Consider the following 17,811-nt stretch of genomic DNA (forward strand, 5'->3'; position numbering starts at 1 on the left):
GGTTTTCTTGACGCTTTCAAGGCCGCTGCACGGTTATGCCCACGGCATGGGCAGCTTCTATCACCCGGGGGCGGAGCGGAGAACCCCGTATCATTGACGGCTTCGGACGATTTCGCCTAATAATCGCCGCCAATGAGGCGCGACGCCCGCCAGCCGAAGGTTCAGTCGAGGTTTTTTGCATGAACAAGGTCTATCCCGACGCCAAGTCGGCGCTGTCAGGCATTCTCAAGGACAACATGATGATCATGTCGGGCGGCTTCGGCCTCTGCGGCATCGCCGAGGAGCTGTCGGACGCGATCCGGGACTCCGGCGTCAAGGGCCTGACCGTGGTCTCCAACAATGCCGGCGTCGACGGGATCGGCCTCAGCCGCCTGCTCGAAACCCGCCAGATCAAGAAGATGATCTCGTCCTATGTCGGCGAGAACAAGCTGTTCGCCCAGCAATACCTCGCCGGCGAGCTGGAACTCGAATTCAATCCGCAGGGCACGCTGGCCGAGCGCATCCGCGCTGGTGGCGCCGGCATCCCGGCCTTCTACACCAAGACCGGCGTCGGCACCCTGATCGCCGAAGGCAAGGAAGTGAAGGAATTCGATGGCGAGAAGTATCTGATGGAGCGCGGCCTGTTCGCCGACCTCGCCATCGTGCATGCCTGGAAGGGCGACACCGCCGGCAACCTGATCTACCGCAAGACCGCGCGCAACTTTAACCCGATGATGGCGACCGCCGCGAAGATCACGGTGGCCGAGGTCGAGCACCTGATTCCCGCCGGTGAACTCAATCCCGACCACATCCACACGCCCGGTATCTTCGTGAAGCGCATCGTCGAGGTCGGCACGGCCAAGAAGCGCATCGAATTCCGCAACACCCGCCCGCGTACCGCCGCCTAAGCGCAACAGGAGACTCACATGGCCTGGACCCGTGAACAGATGGCCGCGCGCGCCGCGAAGGAATTGCGCGACGGCTATTACGTCAATCTCGGCATCGGCATCCCGACGCTGGTCTCGAACTACATCCCCGACGGCATGGACGTCTCCTTGCAGAGCGAGAACGGCATGCTCGGCATGGGGCCGTTCCCCTATGAGGGCGAGGAAGACGCCGATCTCATCAACGCCGGCAAGCAGACCGTGAGCGAGTTGCCCTCGACCTCGTATTTCTCGAGCGCGGATTCCTTCGGCATGATCCGCGGCGGCCACATGGATCTGTCGATCCTCGGCGCCATGCAGGTGGCCCAGAACGGCGATCTCGCCAACTGGATGATCCCCGGCAAGATGGTCAAGGGCATGGGCGGCGCGATGGATCTCGTCGCCGGCGTCAAGCGCGTCGTCGTGGTGATGGAGCATTCGGCCAAGGACGGCCCCAAGCTTCTGAAGACATGCAACCTGCCGCTGACCGGCGAACGCGTGGTCGACATGGTCGTCACCGATCTCGCCGTCTTCACCATCGACAAGCATGGCACCGGTGGCATGGCGCTGATCGAGCTCGCCGACGGCGTTTCGCTCGACGAGGTCAAGGCCAAGACCGAAGCCGAATTCCGCGTCGCGCTGAAGAACACCTAAGCTAGAAACGGGCGCATCACTGCGGTCCGTGCGTCCCAACTCCCCTGAATGCGGGCGATGGCGTGAATGCGCGGACGACGGGGCATCCCATCAAGCGGGGCCGCTCGGCACTTCGGAGAACCGGGTCAGCCAGGCAACCGGGCCGATGCTGGCGACGATGATCAGGAGCGCCGCCAGCGCGCCGTCCTCGAAATTGCCGCGGCTGGCGTATTGGTAGATCGACGTCGACAGTGTTTCGACGTTGAGGGGCCGCAAGAGCAGCGTTGCCGGGAGCTCCTTCAGACAGTCGACGAACATGATGATGACGGCGCCCAGCATCGCGGGCCGGAGCAACGGCAGATAGATCTGCCTCAAGATGACTGCCTGGCCTGCGCCGACCGCGCGTGCGCTCTCGTCATAGTCGCTCGGAATGCTGTCGAACCCGGCCTTGATCATGCCGACCGGCACAGCCAGAAAACGAATCGTGTAGGCGATCACGACGGCCATCCCGGAGCCGACCAGGACCAGCCCGGGAAGGGAACGTCCGGTCCAGGTCGCGACCGCGCTCAGCGCATTGTCGACCGCCAGGACCGGGGTGAGCAGGCCGAGAGCGATGACGAGACCCGGCAGCGCGTATCCGGCCTGCGCGATGCTCAGCGCGACATATCGCAGAGGATCCGGCCGCAAGCGGTGCGCGATCGTCGTAGCGAGCGCAAGCATCAGCGCCATGAGCGTCGCGAGCCCTGCAAAGGCAAACGAATGGAAGGTGTGGCGCCACAGCAGCGGGTCGAAATTTGCAAGCAGTCCGCGACCGAGAGCCTGATGCGCCAGATAGAGCAGCGGTACCACGAAGCCGATCAGCACCGGCAGCGCGCAGACCGCGAACGCGATCGACGCTCTTGCACCCGACAGCGGGGTTCGCTGCCTCACATGCGGGCTTTCGGCCGAGAACTCGGTGCTGGCGTTGCGACGGCCGTAACGCTCCATCGCGATCAGGCCGGCGACGATTGCAAGCATCAGGCATGCCAGTTGTGCCGCACCGGCAAGGCTGCCGCGGTTGAGCCAGGTGGTGAAGATCGAGACCGTCAGCGTGCGGATGCCGAGATATTCGCTGGCTCCGATGTCGTTGAGCGTTTCGAGCGCGACCAGCGCCACTCCGACCGCGAGCGCCGGTCGCGCCATTGGCAGTGAAACGCGCCAGAAAACGGTCCATCGGCCGGCGCCAAGCGTCTTAGCCGCTTCGGCGAATTCGGCAGACTGAACCTGGAACGTCGCGCGGGCCGACAGATAGACGTAAGGATAGAGCACGAGCCCGATCACGAAGATGGCGCCCGGCAGCGAGCGCAGGTTGGGCAGATGGCCGAGTGCATCGCGCAGCGGCAGCCAGATCGCCAGGGTGCGATGCACGAGGCCAAGCGGCTCGAACAGGTCGGCATAGACGTAAGCCGCAAGATAGGTCGGAATCGCCAGCGGCAGCGGCATCAGCCACAGGAGCATGCCCCGGCCGGCAAAATCGTGGCGCGATATCACCCATGCAGTGCCGGCGCCGATCAGTAATGTGACCGCGCCGACCCCGACGAGCAGAAGCGCGGTATCCAGCAGGGCGGCCGGCAGCACGTAGCTGATCAGGTCGTGCCACACATCGGGCGCCGGCTGCAGAGCCAGCGAAACGATCGAGATCACGGGCGCCGCGACCATGATCGCGGTTGCGATCGCGATTGCGGTTGCGGCGCGCCCGGCGTGGGCACGGCGTCTCGAGCGAGGCCGTGCGTCCGAAGTTTCTCCCAGTGTAAGAGACGTGGGCCGCCAGAGATCAGTTGTCAAAGCCGACCTTGTCCACCAGCGAGGCCGCAGCCTTGCGGTTGGCGGCGATCTTTGCGATCGGCAACGGATCTGGGCCGAGCTTGCCGTAGCCCGCGATGGTCGCGTTGACGGCGACACCGCTCCGAACCGGATATTCGTAGTTCTGGTCGGCATACATCTGCTGCGCCTGCTCACTGACGAGCCACTCGATCAGCTTGATGCCGTTTGCCTTGTTGGGCGCGTTCTTGGCGAGCAGCACGCCGGAGAGGTTGACGTGAGTGCCGCCGCCCTCGAAGGTCGGCAGGATGACGCGGGTCGCCTCCGCCCACGGCTTCTTCTCGGGATCGTTGTTCATCATCAGCGCCCAGTAATAGGTGTTGCCGATGCCGATGTCGCATCTGCCAGCGGCGACGTCACGCGCGGCTTCGCGATCGCCGCCCGACGGCTTCTGCGCGAGGTTGGCCTTCACGCCGCGCAGCCATTCCTCGGCCTTGGCCTCGCCGTACTTGGCCGTGTAGGCCGCGAACAGCGCGTTGTTATAGATGTGCTGGCCCGAGCGAATGCAGATCTTGCCCTTCCACTTGGGATCGGCGAGCTCCTCATAGGTGATCTTGTCCTGCTTGACACGATCCTTCGAGGCATAGATCACGCGCGCGCGCATGGAGATGCCGGCCCAGTGTCCGTCCGGATCGCGATACTGCGCCGGGACGACCTTGTCGACCGCCTCCGACTTGATCGGCTGGGTGACGCCGGCCTGCACGGCCTCGTCGATGCGGCCGATGTCCACCGTCAGCAGCACGTCGGCCGGACTGTTGGCCCCTTCCGCCTTCATGCGTTGCTCCAGACCGGAGCTTGCGGAGACGACGTTGACCTTGATGCCCGTGTCCTTGGTGAACGCATCGAACAGCGGCTGGATCAGCTTGGTCTCGCGGTAGGTATAGACGTTGACCTCGCCATTGGCGGCTGCCTCCGACACGAAAGACGTGGTCAGGCTCAACACCGCCGCAGACGCGGCGAGGACGCGAAGATAGATCATAAGGGCTGCTCCCAGGCGCGCGATTGAACGCCGATTGAGTAGCGCAGGCGTTGGAACAAAGTCAGCGACGCGATGTCGCGACGGCATAAGCTTAGAGCAATTCCAAAGTACCTTTTAGACTCATTCTAATACCAGAAGGTCATCGGAAACGATTGGCGCCCTACGATCTTGGCGGCCTCGTCTTGCTCGCGCGCTGCGAGACACTCGCCAGCCACGACGTTTCCTCGCGCACCAGGCGGAAGCCGAGATTGGCGGGTGGCACGCCCTGGGCGCAGCCGCCGGCGCGGGCGTCGCGGATGAAGTCGGTGACATAGGCGCGGTGCGCGCCCTCGGCGACACGCACGCCGCAATTCACGGTCGCGCGGCCGGGATTGCCTGAAACGTCGACGCGGGAGCGCACGAAGCAGGTCGAAGTCCACTCCCAGACATTGCCGGCGAGGTCTTCGACGCCGTGCTCGTTCGGGCCGAACTTGCCGAAGCGATAGGCCGTGGTGTCGGAGAGGTCGCGCTCGGATTCGCGCTCGTAGCGGCTGATCCAACGCTTCGAAGGGTCGCTTGCATCGACCGGTACACCGTCATCGCGGAATCTGGAGCCGGCGGCAAAGGCCCATTCGTCGTCGCTCGGCAGGCGGTAATGGTGGCCGGTCTTGCGCGACAGCCAGCCTGCATAGGCTTCGGCATCGTGAAAGCTCACCTGCACTGCGGGACGATCGGGCGCGACCACGACGTCGCGGTCGAGCGAACGGCAGGCGCCGTCCAGCACGCAGAGCTGATAGTCGGATGAGGCGACCTGATTTCGCATGATGCGCAGCGGCCGGTTCATCCGCATGAGGCGCAGCGGCGCTTCCGCCTGCCGTCCGTCGCGGGTGAAATCGCCGGCTTCGCGATAGGAGAAGCTGCCGGCGGCAACCTCGACCAAGGCCGGCTCACCTCCCGCATGGCGCGTCGTCATTCCAGAGACCAGAGGCGTAACGGCCAGCGGCCCCGCAAGCCCGGCCGCGCAGGCGAGTGCCAGTTTGAGCTTGAACGCGATCAGCACGGTCCATCCTCCGCAGAAGGAAAAAAGGGGCCGGTGATGACCGGCCCCTTGTCGCGTCTAGTTGGTGGCGGCCGGTATTTCCGCAGGTGCTTTCACTTGCATCATCAGATCGTCGTTCCACTTGCCTTCGACCTTGAAGTGCGCGGTGGCGCCGAGATCGGCCGCCTCGATCAGGTTATGCGTGACATAGGCGTAGATGCCGGGCTGCTGGAATTTGTACAGCGCAGCTCCCGCCGATCCGCCGCGGATGAACCAGGTCTCGAGCCCGACCTCGGGCGCGTTGCCGAACTTGCCGGTTTCCCAGACATAGTCGCCGTGGCCGCCGATCAGATGCGGGCGGCTGTCGCGATTGGCCTGCGAATGCACGATCAGCACGTTCTCGCCGACTTTGGCGGTGAGCGCGTTCTTGCCGGTGAGTGCGCCGACCTTGCCGTTGAACACGACGTGGGTCGGGATCAGCTTCTTCATCACCTCTTCGGTGTCGGTGAAGGCTTCGCCCGGCGATTCGTAGGACTTGAAATTGCCCTTCTCGTCGCGCGGCACGTACATGTCCTGCTCGCCGATATAGTAGACCTTGTCGTACTTCAGCGCGTGGCCCTTGCCGTCGTTCAGCCCCTCGCGCGGCAGCACCATCACGGCGCCGTTCATGCCGGAGACGACGTGCCAGGGGATCATCGGGCCGCCCGGTGCGCAGTGATAGACGAACACGCCGGTCTTGGTCGCCTTCCAGCGCAGCACGACCTGCTCGCCGGGATTGATGAGCGTCAGCTCGCCGCCGCCGAGCGCGCCGGTCGCGGAATGGAAGTCGATGTTGTGCGGCATGGTGTTGGTCGCGGGATTGACCAGCGTCAGCTCGACATAGTCACCCTCGTGCACGACCATGAGCGGGCCCGGCATCGAGCCGTTGAACGTCATGGCCTGGAAGGTGGTGCCCTTGTCGTCGATGACGACCTTCTTCTCCTCGACCGTCATCCTGAACTCGACGATCTTGGGGCCCTGTGTCGTGGCCTGCTCGTGCGCGTGCACGAAGGGCGGAGCGACCAGCTCCACCTTCTGACGCGGCAGCTTGAGATCGCTGGCAGCGAAAGCCGGCGTCGCCAACATCAAGGCGGTCGCGGCGGCGCTGATCAATGCGGCTCTGCGGGTGAACATCGGAAGCATCCTTCATCTGAAATGGTTTTGATGACGGAGTGCAGTGTGCGCCTGTTACAGCAAGCGTGTTTGCGCTGCGACAAGCTTCCGCCGGATTCACCGCCGCAACAGGACTTGGGTTCTCGAATAGCGAATCGGCGATACCGGCTGACCGCATCCGCAGGGGCGATGCCGATCCAGGCCGAGCGTCAGCGCAACCGCATCGACGTCAGCGGCAATTCGTTTGCATGTTCAAGTTGGATGCGATCTCGCCCCGGCTCATGCGCGCGTGGGTGAGATCGCGAAGGAGGTTTGGCGGACGGCCGGTCAGAGCAGATTCACGGCGAGCCAGACCAATCCCCAGATCGCCAGCGCCAGCGCGACGAAGACGGCGATTGCGGCAGCCAGGGCGCGCACCACGCCGACCGGGGCAGGCGCGGCCGGCGCGGGCCGGAAGTCGTCGAAACGCGGGATATGGCCGCGGACGTCGAGCAGGGAGAGAATGAGTTCGAGTGCGAAAAGCCCCATGGCAAACGCTCCGGATGGCCGCGAATATCGCTCACCATGGCCGAGACGGGGCCCTCGCGCTTTGCGCGAGCGCAAAGTCGCTGCCGCGGATCCGGGTTATCTGAATTCATTCCGTGATTTGCCGCGATTGTCTTGCGCGGCGGACGTTTACGAATGGGTAACTCATGAGAGCTGATCTTGCGGCCATCTACGGCGAGGAACGCCTGCCACGCTACACCAGCTATCCGACCGCACCGCATTTCACGCCCGCGATCGGTCCGGACACCTATGCCCGCTGGCTGGCGGAGCTGCCGGTGGCCGCCAGCGCCTCGCTTTATCTGCACGTGCCGTTCTGCCGCGAGATGTGCTGGTATTGCGGCTGCCATACCCAGATCGTCCGCCGCGACAATCTCGTCGCCGGCTACCAGCGGATGCTGCGCAGCGAGATCGCGTTGACCGCCGAAGCCATCGGCCACCGCATCAAGGTCGAGCACATCCATTTCGGCGGCGGTACGCCGACGATCATGGCGCCGGACGCCTTTGCCGAACTGATGGCGACGATGCGCCAGGAATTCTTCGTGCTGCCGTCGGCGGAAATCGCGGTTGAGATCGATCCCCGCACGTTGACCGCAGACATGGTCGAGGCGATGCGGCTCTCGGGCGTCAACCGCGCGAGCCTCGGCGTGCAGAGCTTTGATCCCGTGGTGCAGCGGGCGATCAACCGCGTGCAGAGCTTCGAGCAGACGTCGTCCGTGGTCGAGATGCTCCGCGGCGCCGGAATCGAGGGCATCAATTTCGACCTGATCTACGGGCTGCCGCACCAGACAGTGGCCTCGTGCCTGGAGACGGTACGGCGCAGCCTCGCGCTGGCGCCCAGCCGCTTCTCGGTGTTCGGCTATGCTCACGTGCCACAGTTCAAGAAGCACCAGCGCATGATCAACGAGGCCGTCTTGCCCGACGGCCTTGCGCGCCACGACCAGGCCTGCGCCATCGCCAATGCGCTGAAGGAAGCCGGTTACGTGCAGATCGGGCTCGACCATTTCGCCCGGCCCGACGATGCCATGGCCGTGGCGTTCGAGCAGGGCACGCTGCGGCGCAACTTTCAGGGCTACACCACCGACCGGAGTGAAGTCCTGCTCGGCTTCGGCGCCAGCGCGATCGGGCACCTGCCGCAGGGCTATGTCCAGAACGAGGTGCAGATCGGCGGCTATGCGCAGAGCATCGCGGCCGGCCGCCTCGCCACCGCGAAGGGTTATGGCCTCACCGATGACGACCGGCTGCGCGCCGACATCATCGAACGCATCATGTGCGAGTTCGGTGCCGATCTCGGCGACATCTGCGCGCGCCATGGCGCGGAGGCCGGCGCCATGCTGAAAGCGGCGTCTCGTCTGAAGCCGCTGATCTCCGACGGCGTCGTGAGGCTGGACGGCGAGCGGCTCGCCGTCGCCGGGGATTCGCGCTTCCTGGTCCGCAGCGTCGCCGCCGCGTTCGATGCGCATCTGGATCCGGGCAAGCAGCTGCACAGTCGGGCGGTGTGAGGTCTCTCCTCCCGTCATTCCGGGGCGCGCGAAGCGCGAGCCCGGAATCCATCCTTCCACGTAATCCGCTGCACAATGGATTCCGGGCTCGCGCCAAGCGGCGCGCCCCGGAATGACGGCGGAGGAACTGGCACCAGCTTGCGCTTCAACAAAGAGACTTCCGCCCACGCCGCTATCGTCAATCGGAATGGAGTTGTCCATGCCTTTCCGATCCAACGATCTGGTCGACGACATCATGCAATCGGCGCCGCACACGATCCGCGTGTTTCTCGCCTTCAGGATGGCTTGCGTCGGCTGTCCGATCGCGACCTTCCACACGGTCGATGACGCCTGCCGCGAGCATGGCATCGACCGTGAGAAGTTCCTCGCCGCGCTGAGCGAGTGCGTGCCGGCGTGAAACGGTCAGGAATCGCGCAGGTGTGCGCTGATTCCCGGATGAGGGCGCGCTTTCGCCGTAAGCGGAAGCGCGCCTCATCCCTATCTTCAGGGAAGAGGTGTCAGTTCTCACGCCGCGCCGCTGTCGGCGCTCCGCTCCGCCAGCACCACGATCTTGTGCGGCTCGCGCAGGATAATGCGCTGGCGGCCGCTCTCGACGAGGCCCTGGCTCTCCCAGCCGCTCAGGATGCGGCTGACGGTGTGCAGCGTGGTGCCGGTCATCTGCGCGATGTCCTGGCGGCTGATCGGGAAGTCGATCTCGATGCCGTGGTCGAGCTTCTTGCCGGACTGCTTGGCGAGGCGCAGCAGCGCGTGCGCGATGCGTTGCTCGACCTGCTGCGTCGACATTTCCAGGATGCGGGTGTGACTTTCCTGTAGCCGCGTGCCGACGGTCTGCAGCGTGTTGGCGGCAAGCGCCGGAAAACGCTCGACCAGGCGTGGCCAGGCCGAATTTGGCCAGATCAGCACCACGCTGTCGTCGACCGCCATCGCCGTCGCCGGATACCGCGCGGCTCCGATCGCCATCGCGAGCCCGAACGTCTCACCGGGCGCGACATAGCGCACCACGATCTGCTCGCCCGCCGGCGTGGTCTTAGCCGCGCGGACATGGCCGTGCAGCAGCAGGAAGAAGGACTGCGCGTCCGCCCCCTGCTCGAAGATCGCACTGTTCTTGGGATAGCGCGCCGAGCGGGCCTCACGCAGGATCTCGTCGAGAGCTTCCGGCGTCATCCCCGCAAACAGCGGCAAATGCGCAACCAGCGATGTGTCGACCTTGGCCATTCTGCCTCCTTGGCATCAGGGAGTGTGATGGCACCTGCAATCGTCAACGAGTTTGCGTTAGCGCAAAACGAGGCGGCCCGGCGGCAGTATTTTTCAAGGTAACGGTCTGAATCGATTGGAGTTGACCCCATGGCTGGCGCCCGATCCCGCAACTTTGCGGGCTGGCCGCTGTTTGCGAACAGCTTTCGCCCGTTTTTCCTGCTCGCCGCAATCCAGGCATCGCTCTCGATTCTGGCCTGGCTGCCGATGTTCTACGGCGAATTGTCGGTGAGCTCCGCGTTCGCGCCGCGCGACTGGCACATCCACGAGATGCTCTACGGCTTCCTGCCGGCTGTCATCACCGGGTTCCTGTTCACCGCAATCCCGAACTGGACCGGGCGCCTGCCGATCCAGGGCGGGCCGCTGGCGGCGTTGCTGACGGTCTGGCTTGCCGGGCGCGTCGTGGTGACGCTGTCGGCGAATACCGGCTGGGCGTTTGCGCTGGTCGTTGATGCGGCGTTCCTGGCATTGGTCGTAGCGGCCGCGACGCGCGAGATCATCGCGGGCGGCAACTGGCGCAACCTGCCCGTGGTGGGGCTGGTGCTGGTTCTGCTCGCCGGCAACGTCGCCTTCCACGTCGAAACGCATTACGAAGGCGCGGCCGACGTCAGCATCCGCGTCGGCATCGGCGTGGTCATTCTGCTGATCGGCCTGATCGGCGGCCGCATCATTCCGAGCTTCACCCGAAACTGGCTAGTCAAGTTCAATCCCGGCCGTCTGCCGGTGCCGTTCGGACGATTTGACGGCGCAGTGATCGGCTTGAGCGCGCTGGCGCTGATCGCGTGGATCGTGGCGCCGCTGAACATGATCGCCGGCGTCGCGATGGCGGTGGTTGGCGTGCTGCATCTGGTTCGGCTTGCACGCTGGGCCGGCGATCGCACCACGCGCGAGCGGCTGCTGCTGATCCTGCATGTCGGTTACGTCTTCGTGCCGCTCGGCTTCATCCTGAATGCTGTGGCCGCCTTGGGCGAGCTGCCGCCAAGCGCCGGGATCCACGCCTGGATGGCAGGTGCGGCGGGAACGATGACGCTCGCGATGATGACCCGCGCGAGCCTCGGCCATACCGGACAGGCGCTGACGGCTTCGCCTGCGATCCAGGGAATCTATGCTGCAATCATCATCGCGGCCCTGGCCCGCGTCGGTGCCGTCGTGTCGCCCGCGTATAACGATGTGCTGCTGCACATTGCCGCCTGCGGCTGGATCATCGCCTTCCTCGGATTTGCCGTCGCGTTCGGTCCGCTGCTCGCCGGCAGCGGGCGGCGGGCGCTCGCCACGATGGGCGTGCCCGCTCCCGCGCGCTGAATTCAGGCGGCAGTCGCCGAGGGCTGTGCTGACGGAGGCCGCACGCCCTTGCGCCAATCGGTGATGGTGCAGCCGAAGCGGCCGCGAAACCAGCGCGCCATGGCGCTCTGCGCGGAGAAGCCGAGCTGCACCGCGATGTCGGCCAGCGGCCGGGCGGGATCCTCGATCAGCTGGACCACGAGATCGGCGCGTTGCGCGTCCAGGATGGCCGAGAAGCTTGTGCCCGATGCGGCGAGGCGCCGGTGGATGGTGCGGCGGGTGCAGGCCAGATGCTCGGCGACGCGCTCGACCGTGCAATCGCCGCTGGCGAGCAGCGTCCGTACCACCTCGTCGACCTTCGCCTCCCAGCTTGCCGGCCTGGTCTCGATCGCCTCGATCCGCTTGCGCAAGTAATTCGCGATCAAGGGATGCGCGCTTGGAATCCGGCGCTCCAGGTCCTGCGCCGACAGCAGGATCGCATCATCATCCGCATTGAAGGTCACCCGGCAGCCGAAGAAGTCGCGGTAGCGCTTGCGGTCGTGCGGCGGCGGGTAATGCAGATGCACTTCCAGCGGCCGCCAATCGCCGCCGAACAGCGACTGGATGATGCGGTGGACGCTGCCGAGCGCCATGTCGATCGACTGCCTCGGCGCGCGCGGCTGCCGGCCGCGCAAATGCAGCGTGATGGTCACGGTCCGTTTGTCGCGCATGACGTCGAGCCGCATGCCGTCATGATAGATGTGGATGAAACGCGAGAACGCCTCGATCGCTTCGCCGACGGTCGCCTGTTCGCGCACGATCAGGCCGACCGCGCCGAAATTGGTGAGGCCGCCGCGCTCGGCGAGACGCAGGCCGAAATCCTCGGCACCGGACGCCGCCGCCGATAATTCGAGCAGGCGGCGCAGGCCGGTGACGGCGATGGGGATGTCCGGCTTGTCGAGGCAGGCCAGCGGCAGCCTGACCTTGCGCATCATCTGGTTGGGGTCGAGCCCGACCGACCGGGCGACCTCGGGGTAATAGCTCAAGCCTGCGCTGCGAATGAGGTCGGTCATGCGACCCGTTCCTGCCAGCCATTCCCGCAGATGTCCCGAAATGTAAAGTTTCTGTCTCAATCCGTCAAATCCGGGAACCGGGTGGCGCATACATAAGAGAAACCGAAGCACTGGCGTGAATGCCGTGCGCACGACGGCGGGGCGCGACGGAGCCTCCGGCCGTCTCGGGCCATTTGACCAAGACATTGCTGGATCGGGACTATGCCGGGGAACATGCTTTCCAAGGGCGAGGTTTTCGTCATCGACACTGACGCCGCCTTCCGCGAACAACTTTCCGCCGCGCTTGAGCAGAGCGCCTATGACGTGATCTGCTTTGCCGATGGCGCGTCTCTGCTCTCGGAAGCCAAGGCCCGGATGCCGGCCTGTGTGCTGCTGGAGATGCCGCCGGATCGCTCCGCTCTCGACGTGCTCAGGCGGTTGCGCGAGGAGAATTGCATGGCGCCGGTGCTGGTGACGTCGGCGAACGGCAGCATTGCCATGGCAGTCGACGCCATCAAGAGCGGCGCGACCGACTTCATCGCAAAGCCGTTCCGGACCCACGACATCGTCGGCCGGATCGATGCCGCCATCGATGAATTCGCGCAACCCGGCGCGATCCGGCAACGCTGGCTGCCGGGCTGCGAACCTCTGACCGCGCGCGAAGCCGATGTGCTCGAGCATCTTGCCGCCGGCCTCACCAACAAGGGGATCGCCCGGCGGATGCATCTGAGCGCGCGGACGGTCGAAGGTTACCGCGCCAGCATCCTGAAGAAAGCCGGCGCCAAGAACGTCACCGATCTGCTCCGGCGCATCTTCGGCCAAGGCTCGTAGACCCAGGCCTGAAGCTGCCGGGATCACCCGAGCGTTCCGCGGCCATGGTGCCGCCGCGGCCGTGCCCCATGGATACCTCAATCGAACCAGTTCCTTCCCTGCCGCGTCCAACCACGATGGCGAGGCATTTCATCGCGCGCGTCCGGCTGGCGGCGCGGCGATACCGGCAGGAGGGACTTCATGCGCATCACCGCCAGATATTTGGCAACCACGGGCCTGGTCCTGGTGACTACGGCCCTCGCGTCGCCGTCATGGGCGGCCAACGTGGACGCCACGTCGGCGATCGACACGGTGACCGTCTATCCCGACGGCGCCACCATCACCCGCGTCATTTCCTTGGATCTGGCCTCCGGCGATTCGACGCTGGTCGCCAAGGATTTTCCACTCTCGCTCGATCCGTCGTCCCTCCGCGTCGAAGGCGAGGCGGGCGCCAAGCTCACGATCGGCACGATCGATGCGCGCCCGCCGAAGGCCGCGCCGCCGGTCAACCACCCGAGCTCGACAAGCGCCTCGAAGCGCTGAGGGATCAACGGGCCGACCTGCAGGGTGCGATCGACTCGGCCAATGCCCGGCGCAAGTTCGCGCAGCATTTTGCAGAAGCTTCGCCGGCCGGCCTCGGCGAGAAGGGCGAGGCGCGCCCGATCGCCGAATGGCGCGCGGCCTTTGCCGCGGTCGCCGAGGAGGTCGCGACCGCCGACAGCGCAATTCGCGATGCGACGCGAAAACAGCGCGAGCTCGACCGCCAGATCGCGGAATTGGAAGCCGAGCGCTCGGCCAAGCCGCCGAGCAAGCTGGAAGTGCGGATCGACGTCGCCTCGGCCGCTGCGACCAAGGCGACGCTGCGGGTGACCTATGCCGTGCGCAACGCACGCTGGGTGCCGCTCTACGACGCCCGGCTCGACACCGGCGCCAGGGATCGCAAGCCGCAGCTCGAACTGGTTCGTCGCGCCGAGGTGACGCAATCCACCGGCGAGGACTGGTCGAACGTGACGCTCGGCGTCTTCACGACCCGCATCAGCCGCGGCGGCAGTGCCCCGGAGCTGCATTCGCTGATCGCGCAATATCCGCAGGTATCGAAGCCGCTGGCAGCAGGTTCGGTCTCCGATCTGGCGCGGCCCGCGCCAATGACGCGCCAGGCGCAATCGCCCGCCATGGCCAAGATCGCAGAGGCGGCCGAGTCGCGCGAGCGGGCGGACGAACAGCAGGCCATCGCCGAGATCGGCGACTTCCAGGCGACCTTCAGGATTCCCGGCCGCGTCAGCCTCGGCGCCGCCGAGGGCGCCAAGAGCCTCCGCATCGCTTCGGTGAACGTGCCCGCCGATCTCGCGGTGCGCGCCGCGCCGGTGCTGGATCCGACCGCGTTCCTCGAAGCCAGCTTCAAGCAGACCGACGACACGACGCTGCTGCCGGGCAAGGTCGCGATCTACCGCGACGGTACCTTCGTCGGCCGCGGCAAGATCACGGCGTCCGCCAAGGACGACATTGTGCGGCTCGGTTTCGGCGCCGACGACAAGGTCAAGATCGAGCGCGCCGTGCTCAAGCGCAACGAAGGTTCGGCCGGCCTCTTGGTCACGACGTCGAAGACCGACGAGCGTTCGTTCAAGACCACGATCCGCAACGGCCATGATTTCCCGATTCGCGTCGCGATCGAGGATCAGCTGCCGGTCAGCGAGAACGAGGACATCGTCGTCGAGTTGCTGCCCTCGAGCACCCAGCCGACCGCGACCAACATCCGCGACAAGCGCGGCGTGCTGGAATGGTCGTTCGACGCCAAGCCCGGCGAGGCCCGCGACATCAACTTCGCCTGGCGCGTCCGCTGGCCGAAGGACAAGAGCATGGTGATCGTGCCGGCGGGGTAGAGGTGGTGCCTTCACCTCTCCCATAGGGAGAGGTCGAAACGCATCGAAGATGCGTTTCGGGTGAGGGGTTACATCCTCACGTGTCGCTGCGGCCCCTCACCCGGATTGCTGCGCAATCCGACCTCTCCCCGCTGGGGAGAGGTGAGGGGCAGCCCGCATCGACTGCGGCAGCACATACGGCACGCCGTCGGCCTGATGCACGAGCGCGTCGATCTCGAAAATCTCCCGGATCCTCTCGCGTGTGACGACATCGGCGCGGGGGCCGTCCGCGGCGAGCCTGCCGCCGGCCAGCACGACCAGTCGGTCGGCAAAGCGGATCGCGAGGTTGAGATCGTGCAGGATCGCGATCACGGCGGTGCCCGCAGCCGCCCGGCGGCGCGCCGCTTCGACGAGATCGATCTGGTGACGCAGATCGAGGCTCGAGGTCGGCTCGTCCAGCAGGAGGAGGCCGGGGCCGTGCTCGGCCTCGCCGCAGGCGAGCTGCACCAGCACGCGGGCGAAATGAGCGCGCTGCTGCTCGCCGCCTGACAACGTCGGCAATTGCCGCTCGCGGAAATGCGACAGGCCGACCTCGTCCAGCGCGGCATCGACGAGCGGGCCAGCCTCGCGCAAGCTGCGCTCTCCCGCGCCCATCAGCACGATCTCCTCGACGGTGAAGGGAAAGGTGACGTTGATGTGCTGGGACAGCATGGCACGGCGCGCGGCGAGCTCGCGCGGCGTGAAGCTGCCGATGTCGCGCTGCTTGAGCCGCACCTCGCCGGCGCTCGGACGGAGATCGCCGGAGAGCAGCCGCAGCAGCGTCGACTTGCCGGCGCCGTTCGGGCCGATGATGGCGACCATCTCGCCGGCCGCGACCGTCAGGTCGACGCCGTCGAGCAATGTCGCGCGGCCGGCGCGCTTGCCCAAGTGTCGTGCCTCGAGCACCGCTGTCATAGCGCTGCGAGCCCGCGCTGCCGCAGCAGGATGAAAAGAAAGACGGGTGCGCCGACGGCCGCGGTCAGGATGCCGATCGGCATCTCCGCCGGCGCCACGATGGTGCGTGCCAGCGTGTCGGCGCCGACCATCAGGATCGCGCCTGATAGCACCGAGGCCGGCAGCAGCAGGCGATGCGCCGGGCCGATGACGAGACGGAGCAGGTGTGGCACCACGATGCCGACGAAGCCGATGACGCCGCTGATCGACACCGCGACGCCGGTCATGGCCGAGACGATCACGATCGAGATCCGCTTCAGGCGCTCGACATCGACGCCGCCGTGAAAGGCATCGGCCTCGCCGAGCACCAGCAGGTCGAGACCGCGGGCGATGAAGGCGCAGGCCGCGAGTCCGGCAATGAGGACCGGCGCGAGCACGGCGGCCTTGGTCCAGGTCGCGCCGCTCATCGAGCCCAGCATCCAGAACGTGATGTCGCGCAGTTGGCGATCGTCGGCCATGAAAACCAGCAGCCCGATGCCCGCATTGGCGATCGCGGTGATGGCGACGCCGGCGAGCAGGAAGATCGCGATCGAGGTGCGCCCCGACCGACTGGAGATGCCGTAGAGGATTGCGGTGGTCGCCAGCGAGCCCGCGAAGGCCGCCAGCGGCAACAGCTCGGTCTGGAGAAAGCGCAGCGCCTCGCCGAAGCGGGAATCGGTGAAGACGATCGCGCTTGCGGCCGCGAGCGCGCCGCCGCTGGAGACACCGACCAGGGCGGGATCGGCGAGCGGGTTGCGGAACAGCCCCTGCATGATCGCGCCGGCCGCGGCAAGCAGGCCGCCGATCATCGCAGCCGCCGCGATCCGGGGGATGCGGATCGACAACAGCACGAGCTGGTCGCGTGCCGTCATGGCCGTGCTTTCGCCGGCCAAGCCCAGCGCGGCAGGCAGCCGGGAGAGCGGGATGCCGGCGGCGCCGACCGTCAGGGCGGCGATCGCGGTGATCACCAGCACCACGAGCAGAAGGGGAATCGCGAACGATGCGGCCCGCCGTCCCGCGCGGCGTCGCGCCCTCCGTGCTTCGATGCCGACGGCCACGCTCATTGCCGGCAATTCGCCGTCGACAGCGCCGACGTGAACGCGCCGCCCGCAGCCAGGGCCGGGTAGAGCTTGACCGAGAGATCGCGCGCCGCCGCCGCGGTGCGCGGCCCGAAGCCGAGTAGATAGAGCCCATCCATGGTGATGAAGCTTTTGTTGGCCGCGACCGGCGTCAGCGCAAAGCCGGGGTGCGTGTAGACTGCATCGGCCTGCAGCGATTCCTTGCCGCGCTCGATCGACAGCACGACATCGGGCTTTGCGGCCACGATCGCCTCGTCGCCGATGGTCTTGTAGCCGTCGTAATCGTCGACCGCGTTGGCCGCGCCCGCCAGCTGGATGATCTCGTCGGCCGCGGTCTTGTGGCCCGCCACCATCGCCCGCCCGTTCTGGAGCGACATCACGAACATCACGCGCACCGGCTTCGTCACCTTGGCGCGCAGCGCGCGGAGCTGCGCAAGATCGGCGCCGACCGCGGCGCTGAGACATTCGGCACGCGCATCGACGCCCATGGCGTGGCCGACCAGCTTGATCTTCGCAATCAGGCCTTCCTCGGAGAAGGTCTCGGGCACCAGCACCAGCGGCACCTGCGCCGTCTCCAGGATGTCCATGGTCTCGCGCGGGCCCGAGCCCTGGATCGCCAGGATCAGCGTCGGGTTGAGACCGAGCACGCCCTCGGCCGAGATCTGGCGCATATAGCCGACATTGGGTTTGTCGTGCAGCGCCGCCGCCGGATAAAGGCTCGTGGTGTCGACGCCGACCAGCCGGCTTTCCAATCCCAGCGCATAGAGGATCTCGGTGATGGCGCCGCCGATCGACACCGTGCGGGCAAAATCGGCAACAGTGACGTCGCGATTGCGCGCGTCATGCACGGTGATGCCCGCGGCGTGCGCAGCAGACGCGAACGCGATTCCACCGGAGAGCAGAAGACTGGCGAGGGTGCGGCAAGATGTCATTGCA

At 66.1% G+C, this 17,811-nt stretch carries 16 protein-coding genes and 1 pseudogene; 7 read left to right on the forward strand and 10 right to left on the reverse strand.

The features are described 5' to 3' along the window. Positions 1–179: 179 nt before the first annotated feature. Entirely contained in the window at positions 180–887 is a 708-nt protein-coding gene (locus tag DCG74_RS12385; RefSeq protein WP_172784731.1) for a CoA transferase subunit A, read from the forward strand. Positions 888–905: 18 nt separating this feature from the next. Beyond that, the gene (locus DCG74_RS12390; protein ID WP_172784730.1) at positions 906–1,556 is read left to right on the forward strand and encodes a 3-oxoacid CoA-transferase subunit B; all 651 of its coding nucleotides are present in this window, start codon (positions 906–908) and stop codon (positions 1,554–1,556) included. 90 nt (positions 1,557–1,646) lie between these two features. On the opposite strand, the gene DCG74_RS12395 is transcribed toward DCG74_RS12390, so the two are convergent. The 5 genes from DCG74_RS12395 to DCG74_RS12415 form a co-directional block, all read right to left on the reverse strand. Next, complete coding sequence (locus DCG74_RS12395) at positions 1,647–3,233, reverse strand: iron ABC transporter permease (RefSeq protein ID WP_172784729.1); 1,587 nt, start codon at positions 3,231–3,233, stop codon at positions 1,647–1,649. 115 nt (positions 3,234–3,348) lie between these two features. Then, positions 3,349–4,374 (reverse strand): Fe(3+) ABC transporter substrate-binding protein, encoded by a 1,026-nt coding sequence (locus tag DCG74_RS12400; RefSeq protein ID WP_172784728.1) that lies wholly within the window; start codon positions 4,372–4,374, stop codon positions 3,349–3,351. A 160-nt stretch (positions 4,375–4,534) separates the two neighbouring features. Further along, positions 4,535–5,413 (reverse strand): SUMF1/EgtB/PvdO family nonheme iron enzyme, encoded by an 879-nt coding sequence (locus DCG74_RS12405; protein ID WP_172784727.1) that lies wholly within the window; start codon positions 5,411–5,413, stop codon positions 4,535–4,537. A 57-nt stretch (positions 5,414–5,470) separates the two neighbouring features. Beyond that, positions 5,471–6,565, reverse strand: coding sequence for a copper-containing nitrite reductase (gene nirK / locus DCG74_RS12410; RefSeq protein ID WP_172784726.1), 1,095 nt, complete (start codon positions 6,563–6,565; stop codon positions 5,471–5,473). A 306-nt stretch (positions 6,566–6,871) separates the two neighbouring features. Then, on the reverse strand, positions 6,872–7,072 hold the full coding sequence (locus DCG74_RS12415) for a hypothetical protein (RefSeq protein ID WP_172784725.1): 201 nt from the start codon (positions 7,070–7,072) through the stop codon (positions 6,872–6,874). A gap of 164 nt (positions 7,073–7,236) precedes the next feature. Here DCG74_RS12415 and hemN point away from each other — a divergent pair, with 164 nt between their 5' ends. Both hemN and DCG74_RS12425 read left to right on the forward strand, forming a co-directional pair. Further along, entirely contained in the window at positions 7,237–8,589 is a 1,353-nt protein-coding gene (gene hemN, locus DCG74_RS12420) for an oxygen-independent coproporphyrinogen III oxidase (RefSeq protein ID WP_172784724.1), read from the forward strand. Between the two features lie 199 nt (positions 8,590–8,788). Next, positions 8,789–8,986, forward strand: coding sequence for a DUF1858 domain-containing protein (locus tag DCG74_RS12425; RefSeq protein WP_172784723.1), 198 nt, complete (start codon positions 8,789–8,791; stop codon positions 8,984–8,986). A 107-nt stretch (positions 8,987–9,093) separates the two neighbouring features. Here DCG74_RS12425 and DCG74_RS12430 read toward each other — a convergent pair whose 3' ends face one another. Next, positions 9,094–9,804, reverse strand: a complete 711-nt coding sequence (locus DCG74_RS12430; protein WP_172784722.1) for a Crp/Fnr family transcriptional regulator — start codon at positions 9,802–9,804, stop codon at positions 9,094–9,096. Between the two features lie 129 nt (positions 9,805–9,933). Here DCG74_RS12430 and DCG74_RS12435 point away from each other — a divergent pair, with 129 nt between their 5' ends. After that, a complete protein-coding gene (locus DCG74_RS12435; protein WP_172784721.1) occupies positions 9,934–11,145 on the forward strand; it encodes an NnrS family protein in 1,212 nt (403 codons plus the stop codon). A 2-nt stretch (positions 11,146–11,147) separates the two neighbouring features. On the opposite strand, the gene DCG74_RS12440 is transcribed toward DCG74_RS12435, so the two are convergent. Further along, the gene (locus DCG74_RS12440) at positions 11,148–12,176 is read right to left on the reverse strand and encodes an AraC family transcriptional regulator (RefSeq protein WP_172784720.1); all 1,029 of its coding nucleotides are present in this window, start codon (positions 12,174–12,176) and stop codon (positions 11,148–11,150) included. A 201-nt stretch (positions 12,177–12,377) separates the two neighbouring features. Here DCG74_RS12440 and DCG74_RS12445 point away from each other — a divergent pair, with 201 nt between their 5' ends. Together DCG74_RS12445 and DCG74_RS12450 are read left to right on the forward strand one after the other, a co-directional pair. Further along, a complete protein-coding gene (locus tag DCG74_RS12445) occupies positions 12,378–12,986 on the forward strand; it encodes a response regulator transcription factor (protein WP_172784719.1) in 609 nt (202 codons plus the stop codon). 180 nt (positions 12,987–13,166) lie between these two features. Beyond that, positions 13,167–14,845: pseudogene (locus tag DCG74_RS12450) on the forward strand (mucoidy inhibitor MuiA family protein). Between the two features lie 96 nt (positions 14,846–14,941). Here the strand turns inward: DCG74_RS12450 and DCG74_RS12455 are convergent. The 3 genes from DCG74_RS12455 to DCG74_RS12465 are packed head-to-tail and all read right to left on the reverse strand — an operon-like array spanning position 14,942 to position 17,807. After that, the gene (locus DCG74_RS12455) at positions 14,942–15,778 is read right to left on the reverse strand and encodes a heme ABC transporter ATP-binding protein (protein WP_172784718.1); all 837 of its coding nucleotides are present in this window, start codon (positions 15,776–15,778) and stop codon (positions 14,942–14,944) included. Next, positions 15,775–16,860 (reverse strand): iron ABC transporter permease, encoded by a 1,086-nt coding sequence (locus DCG74_RS12460; protein ID WP_172784717.1) that lies wholly within the window; start codon positions 16,858–16,860, stop codon positions 15,775–15,777. The genes DCG74_RS12455 and DCG74_RS12460 overlap by 4 nt, the downstream gene beginning before the upstream one ends. Next, positions 16,857–17,807 carry a hemin ABC transporter substrate-binding protein gene (locus tag DCG74_RS12465; RefSeq protein ID WP_172784716.1) on the reverse strand — a complete coding sequence of 317 codons (951 nt, stop codon included), beginning with the start codon at positions 17,805–17,807 and terminating at the stop codon, positions 16,857–16,859. Before DCG74_RS12465 ends, DCG74_RS12460 begins: the two co-directional genes overlap by 4 nt. Positions 17,808–17,811: the final 4 nt, after the last annotated feature.

Origin of the sequence: Bradyrhizobium sp. WBAH42 (genome assembly GCF_024585265.1) — a bacterium.
GTDB lineage: Bacteria > Pseudomonadota > Alphaproteobacteria > Rhizobiales > Xanthobacteraceae > Bradyrhizobium.

Bases quoted from the DNA above. Each gene is read 5' to 3' on its own strand.
- DCG74_RS12435 (WP_172784721.1), top strand. From the start codon at position 9,934: ATGGCTGGCGCCCGATCCCGCAACTTTGCGGGCTGGCCGCTGTTTGCG.
- DCG74_RS12430 (WP_172784722.1), bottom strand. From the start codon at position 9,804: ATGGCCAAGGTCGACACATCGCTGGTTGCGCATTTGCCGCTGTTTGCG.
- DCG74_RS12440 (WP_172784720.1), bottom strand. From the start codon at position 12,176: ATGACCGACCTCATTCGCAGCGCAGGCTTGAGCTATTACCCCGAGGTC.
- DCG74_RS12445 (WP_172784719.1), top strand. From the start codon at position 12,378: ATGCCGGGGAACATGCTTTCCAAGGGCGAGGTTTTCGTCATCGACACT.
- DCG74_RS12395 (WP_172784729.1), bottom strand. From the start codon at position 3,233: ATGGTCGCGGCGCCCGTGATCTCGATCGTTTCGCTGGCTCTGCAGCCG.
- DCG74_RS12385 (WP_172784731.1), top strand. From the start codon at position 180: ATGAACAAGGTCTATCCCGACGCCAAGTCGGCGCTGTCAGGCATTCTC.
- DCG74_RS12400 (WP_172784728.1), bottom strand. From the start codon at position 4,374: ATGATCTATCTTCGCGTCCTCGCCGCGTCTGCGGCGGTGTTGAGCCTG.
- DCG74_RS12455 (WP_172784718.1), bottom strand. From the start codon at position 15,778: ATGACAGCGGTGCTCGAGGCACGACACTTGGGCAAGCGCGCCGGCCGC.
- DCG74_RS12390 (WP_172784730.1), top strand. From the start codon at position 906: ATGGCCTGGACCCGTGAACAGATGGCCGCGCGCGCCGCGAAGGAATTG.
- DCG74_RS12465 (WP_172784716.1), bottom strand. From the start codon at position 17,807: ATGACATCTTGCCGCACCCTCGCCAGTCTTCTGCTCTCCGGTGGAATC.
- DCG74_RS12415 (WP_172784725.1), bottom strand. From the start codon at position 7,072: ATGGGGCTTTTCGCACTCGAACTCATTCTCTCCCTGCTCGACGTCCGC.
- DCG74_RS12425 (WP_172784723.1), top strand. From the start codon at position 8,789: ATGCCTTTCCGATCCAACGATCTGGTCGACGACATCATGCAATCGGCG.
- hemN (WP_172784724.1), top strand. From the start codon at position 7,237: ATGAGAGCTGATCTTGCGGCCATCTACGGCGAGGAACGCCTGCCACGC.
- nirK (WP_172784726.1), bottom strand. From the start codon at position 6,565: ATGTTCACCCGCAGAGCCGCATTGATCAGCGCCGCCGCGACCGCCTTG.
- DCG74_RS12460 (WP_172784717.1), bottom strand. From the start codon at position 16,860: ATGAGCGTGGCCGTCGGCATCGAAGCACGGAGGGCGCGACGCCGCGCG.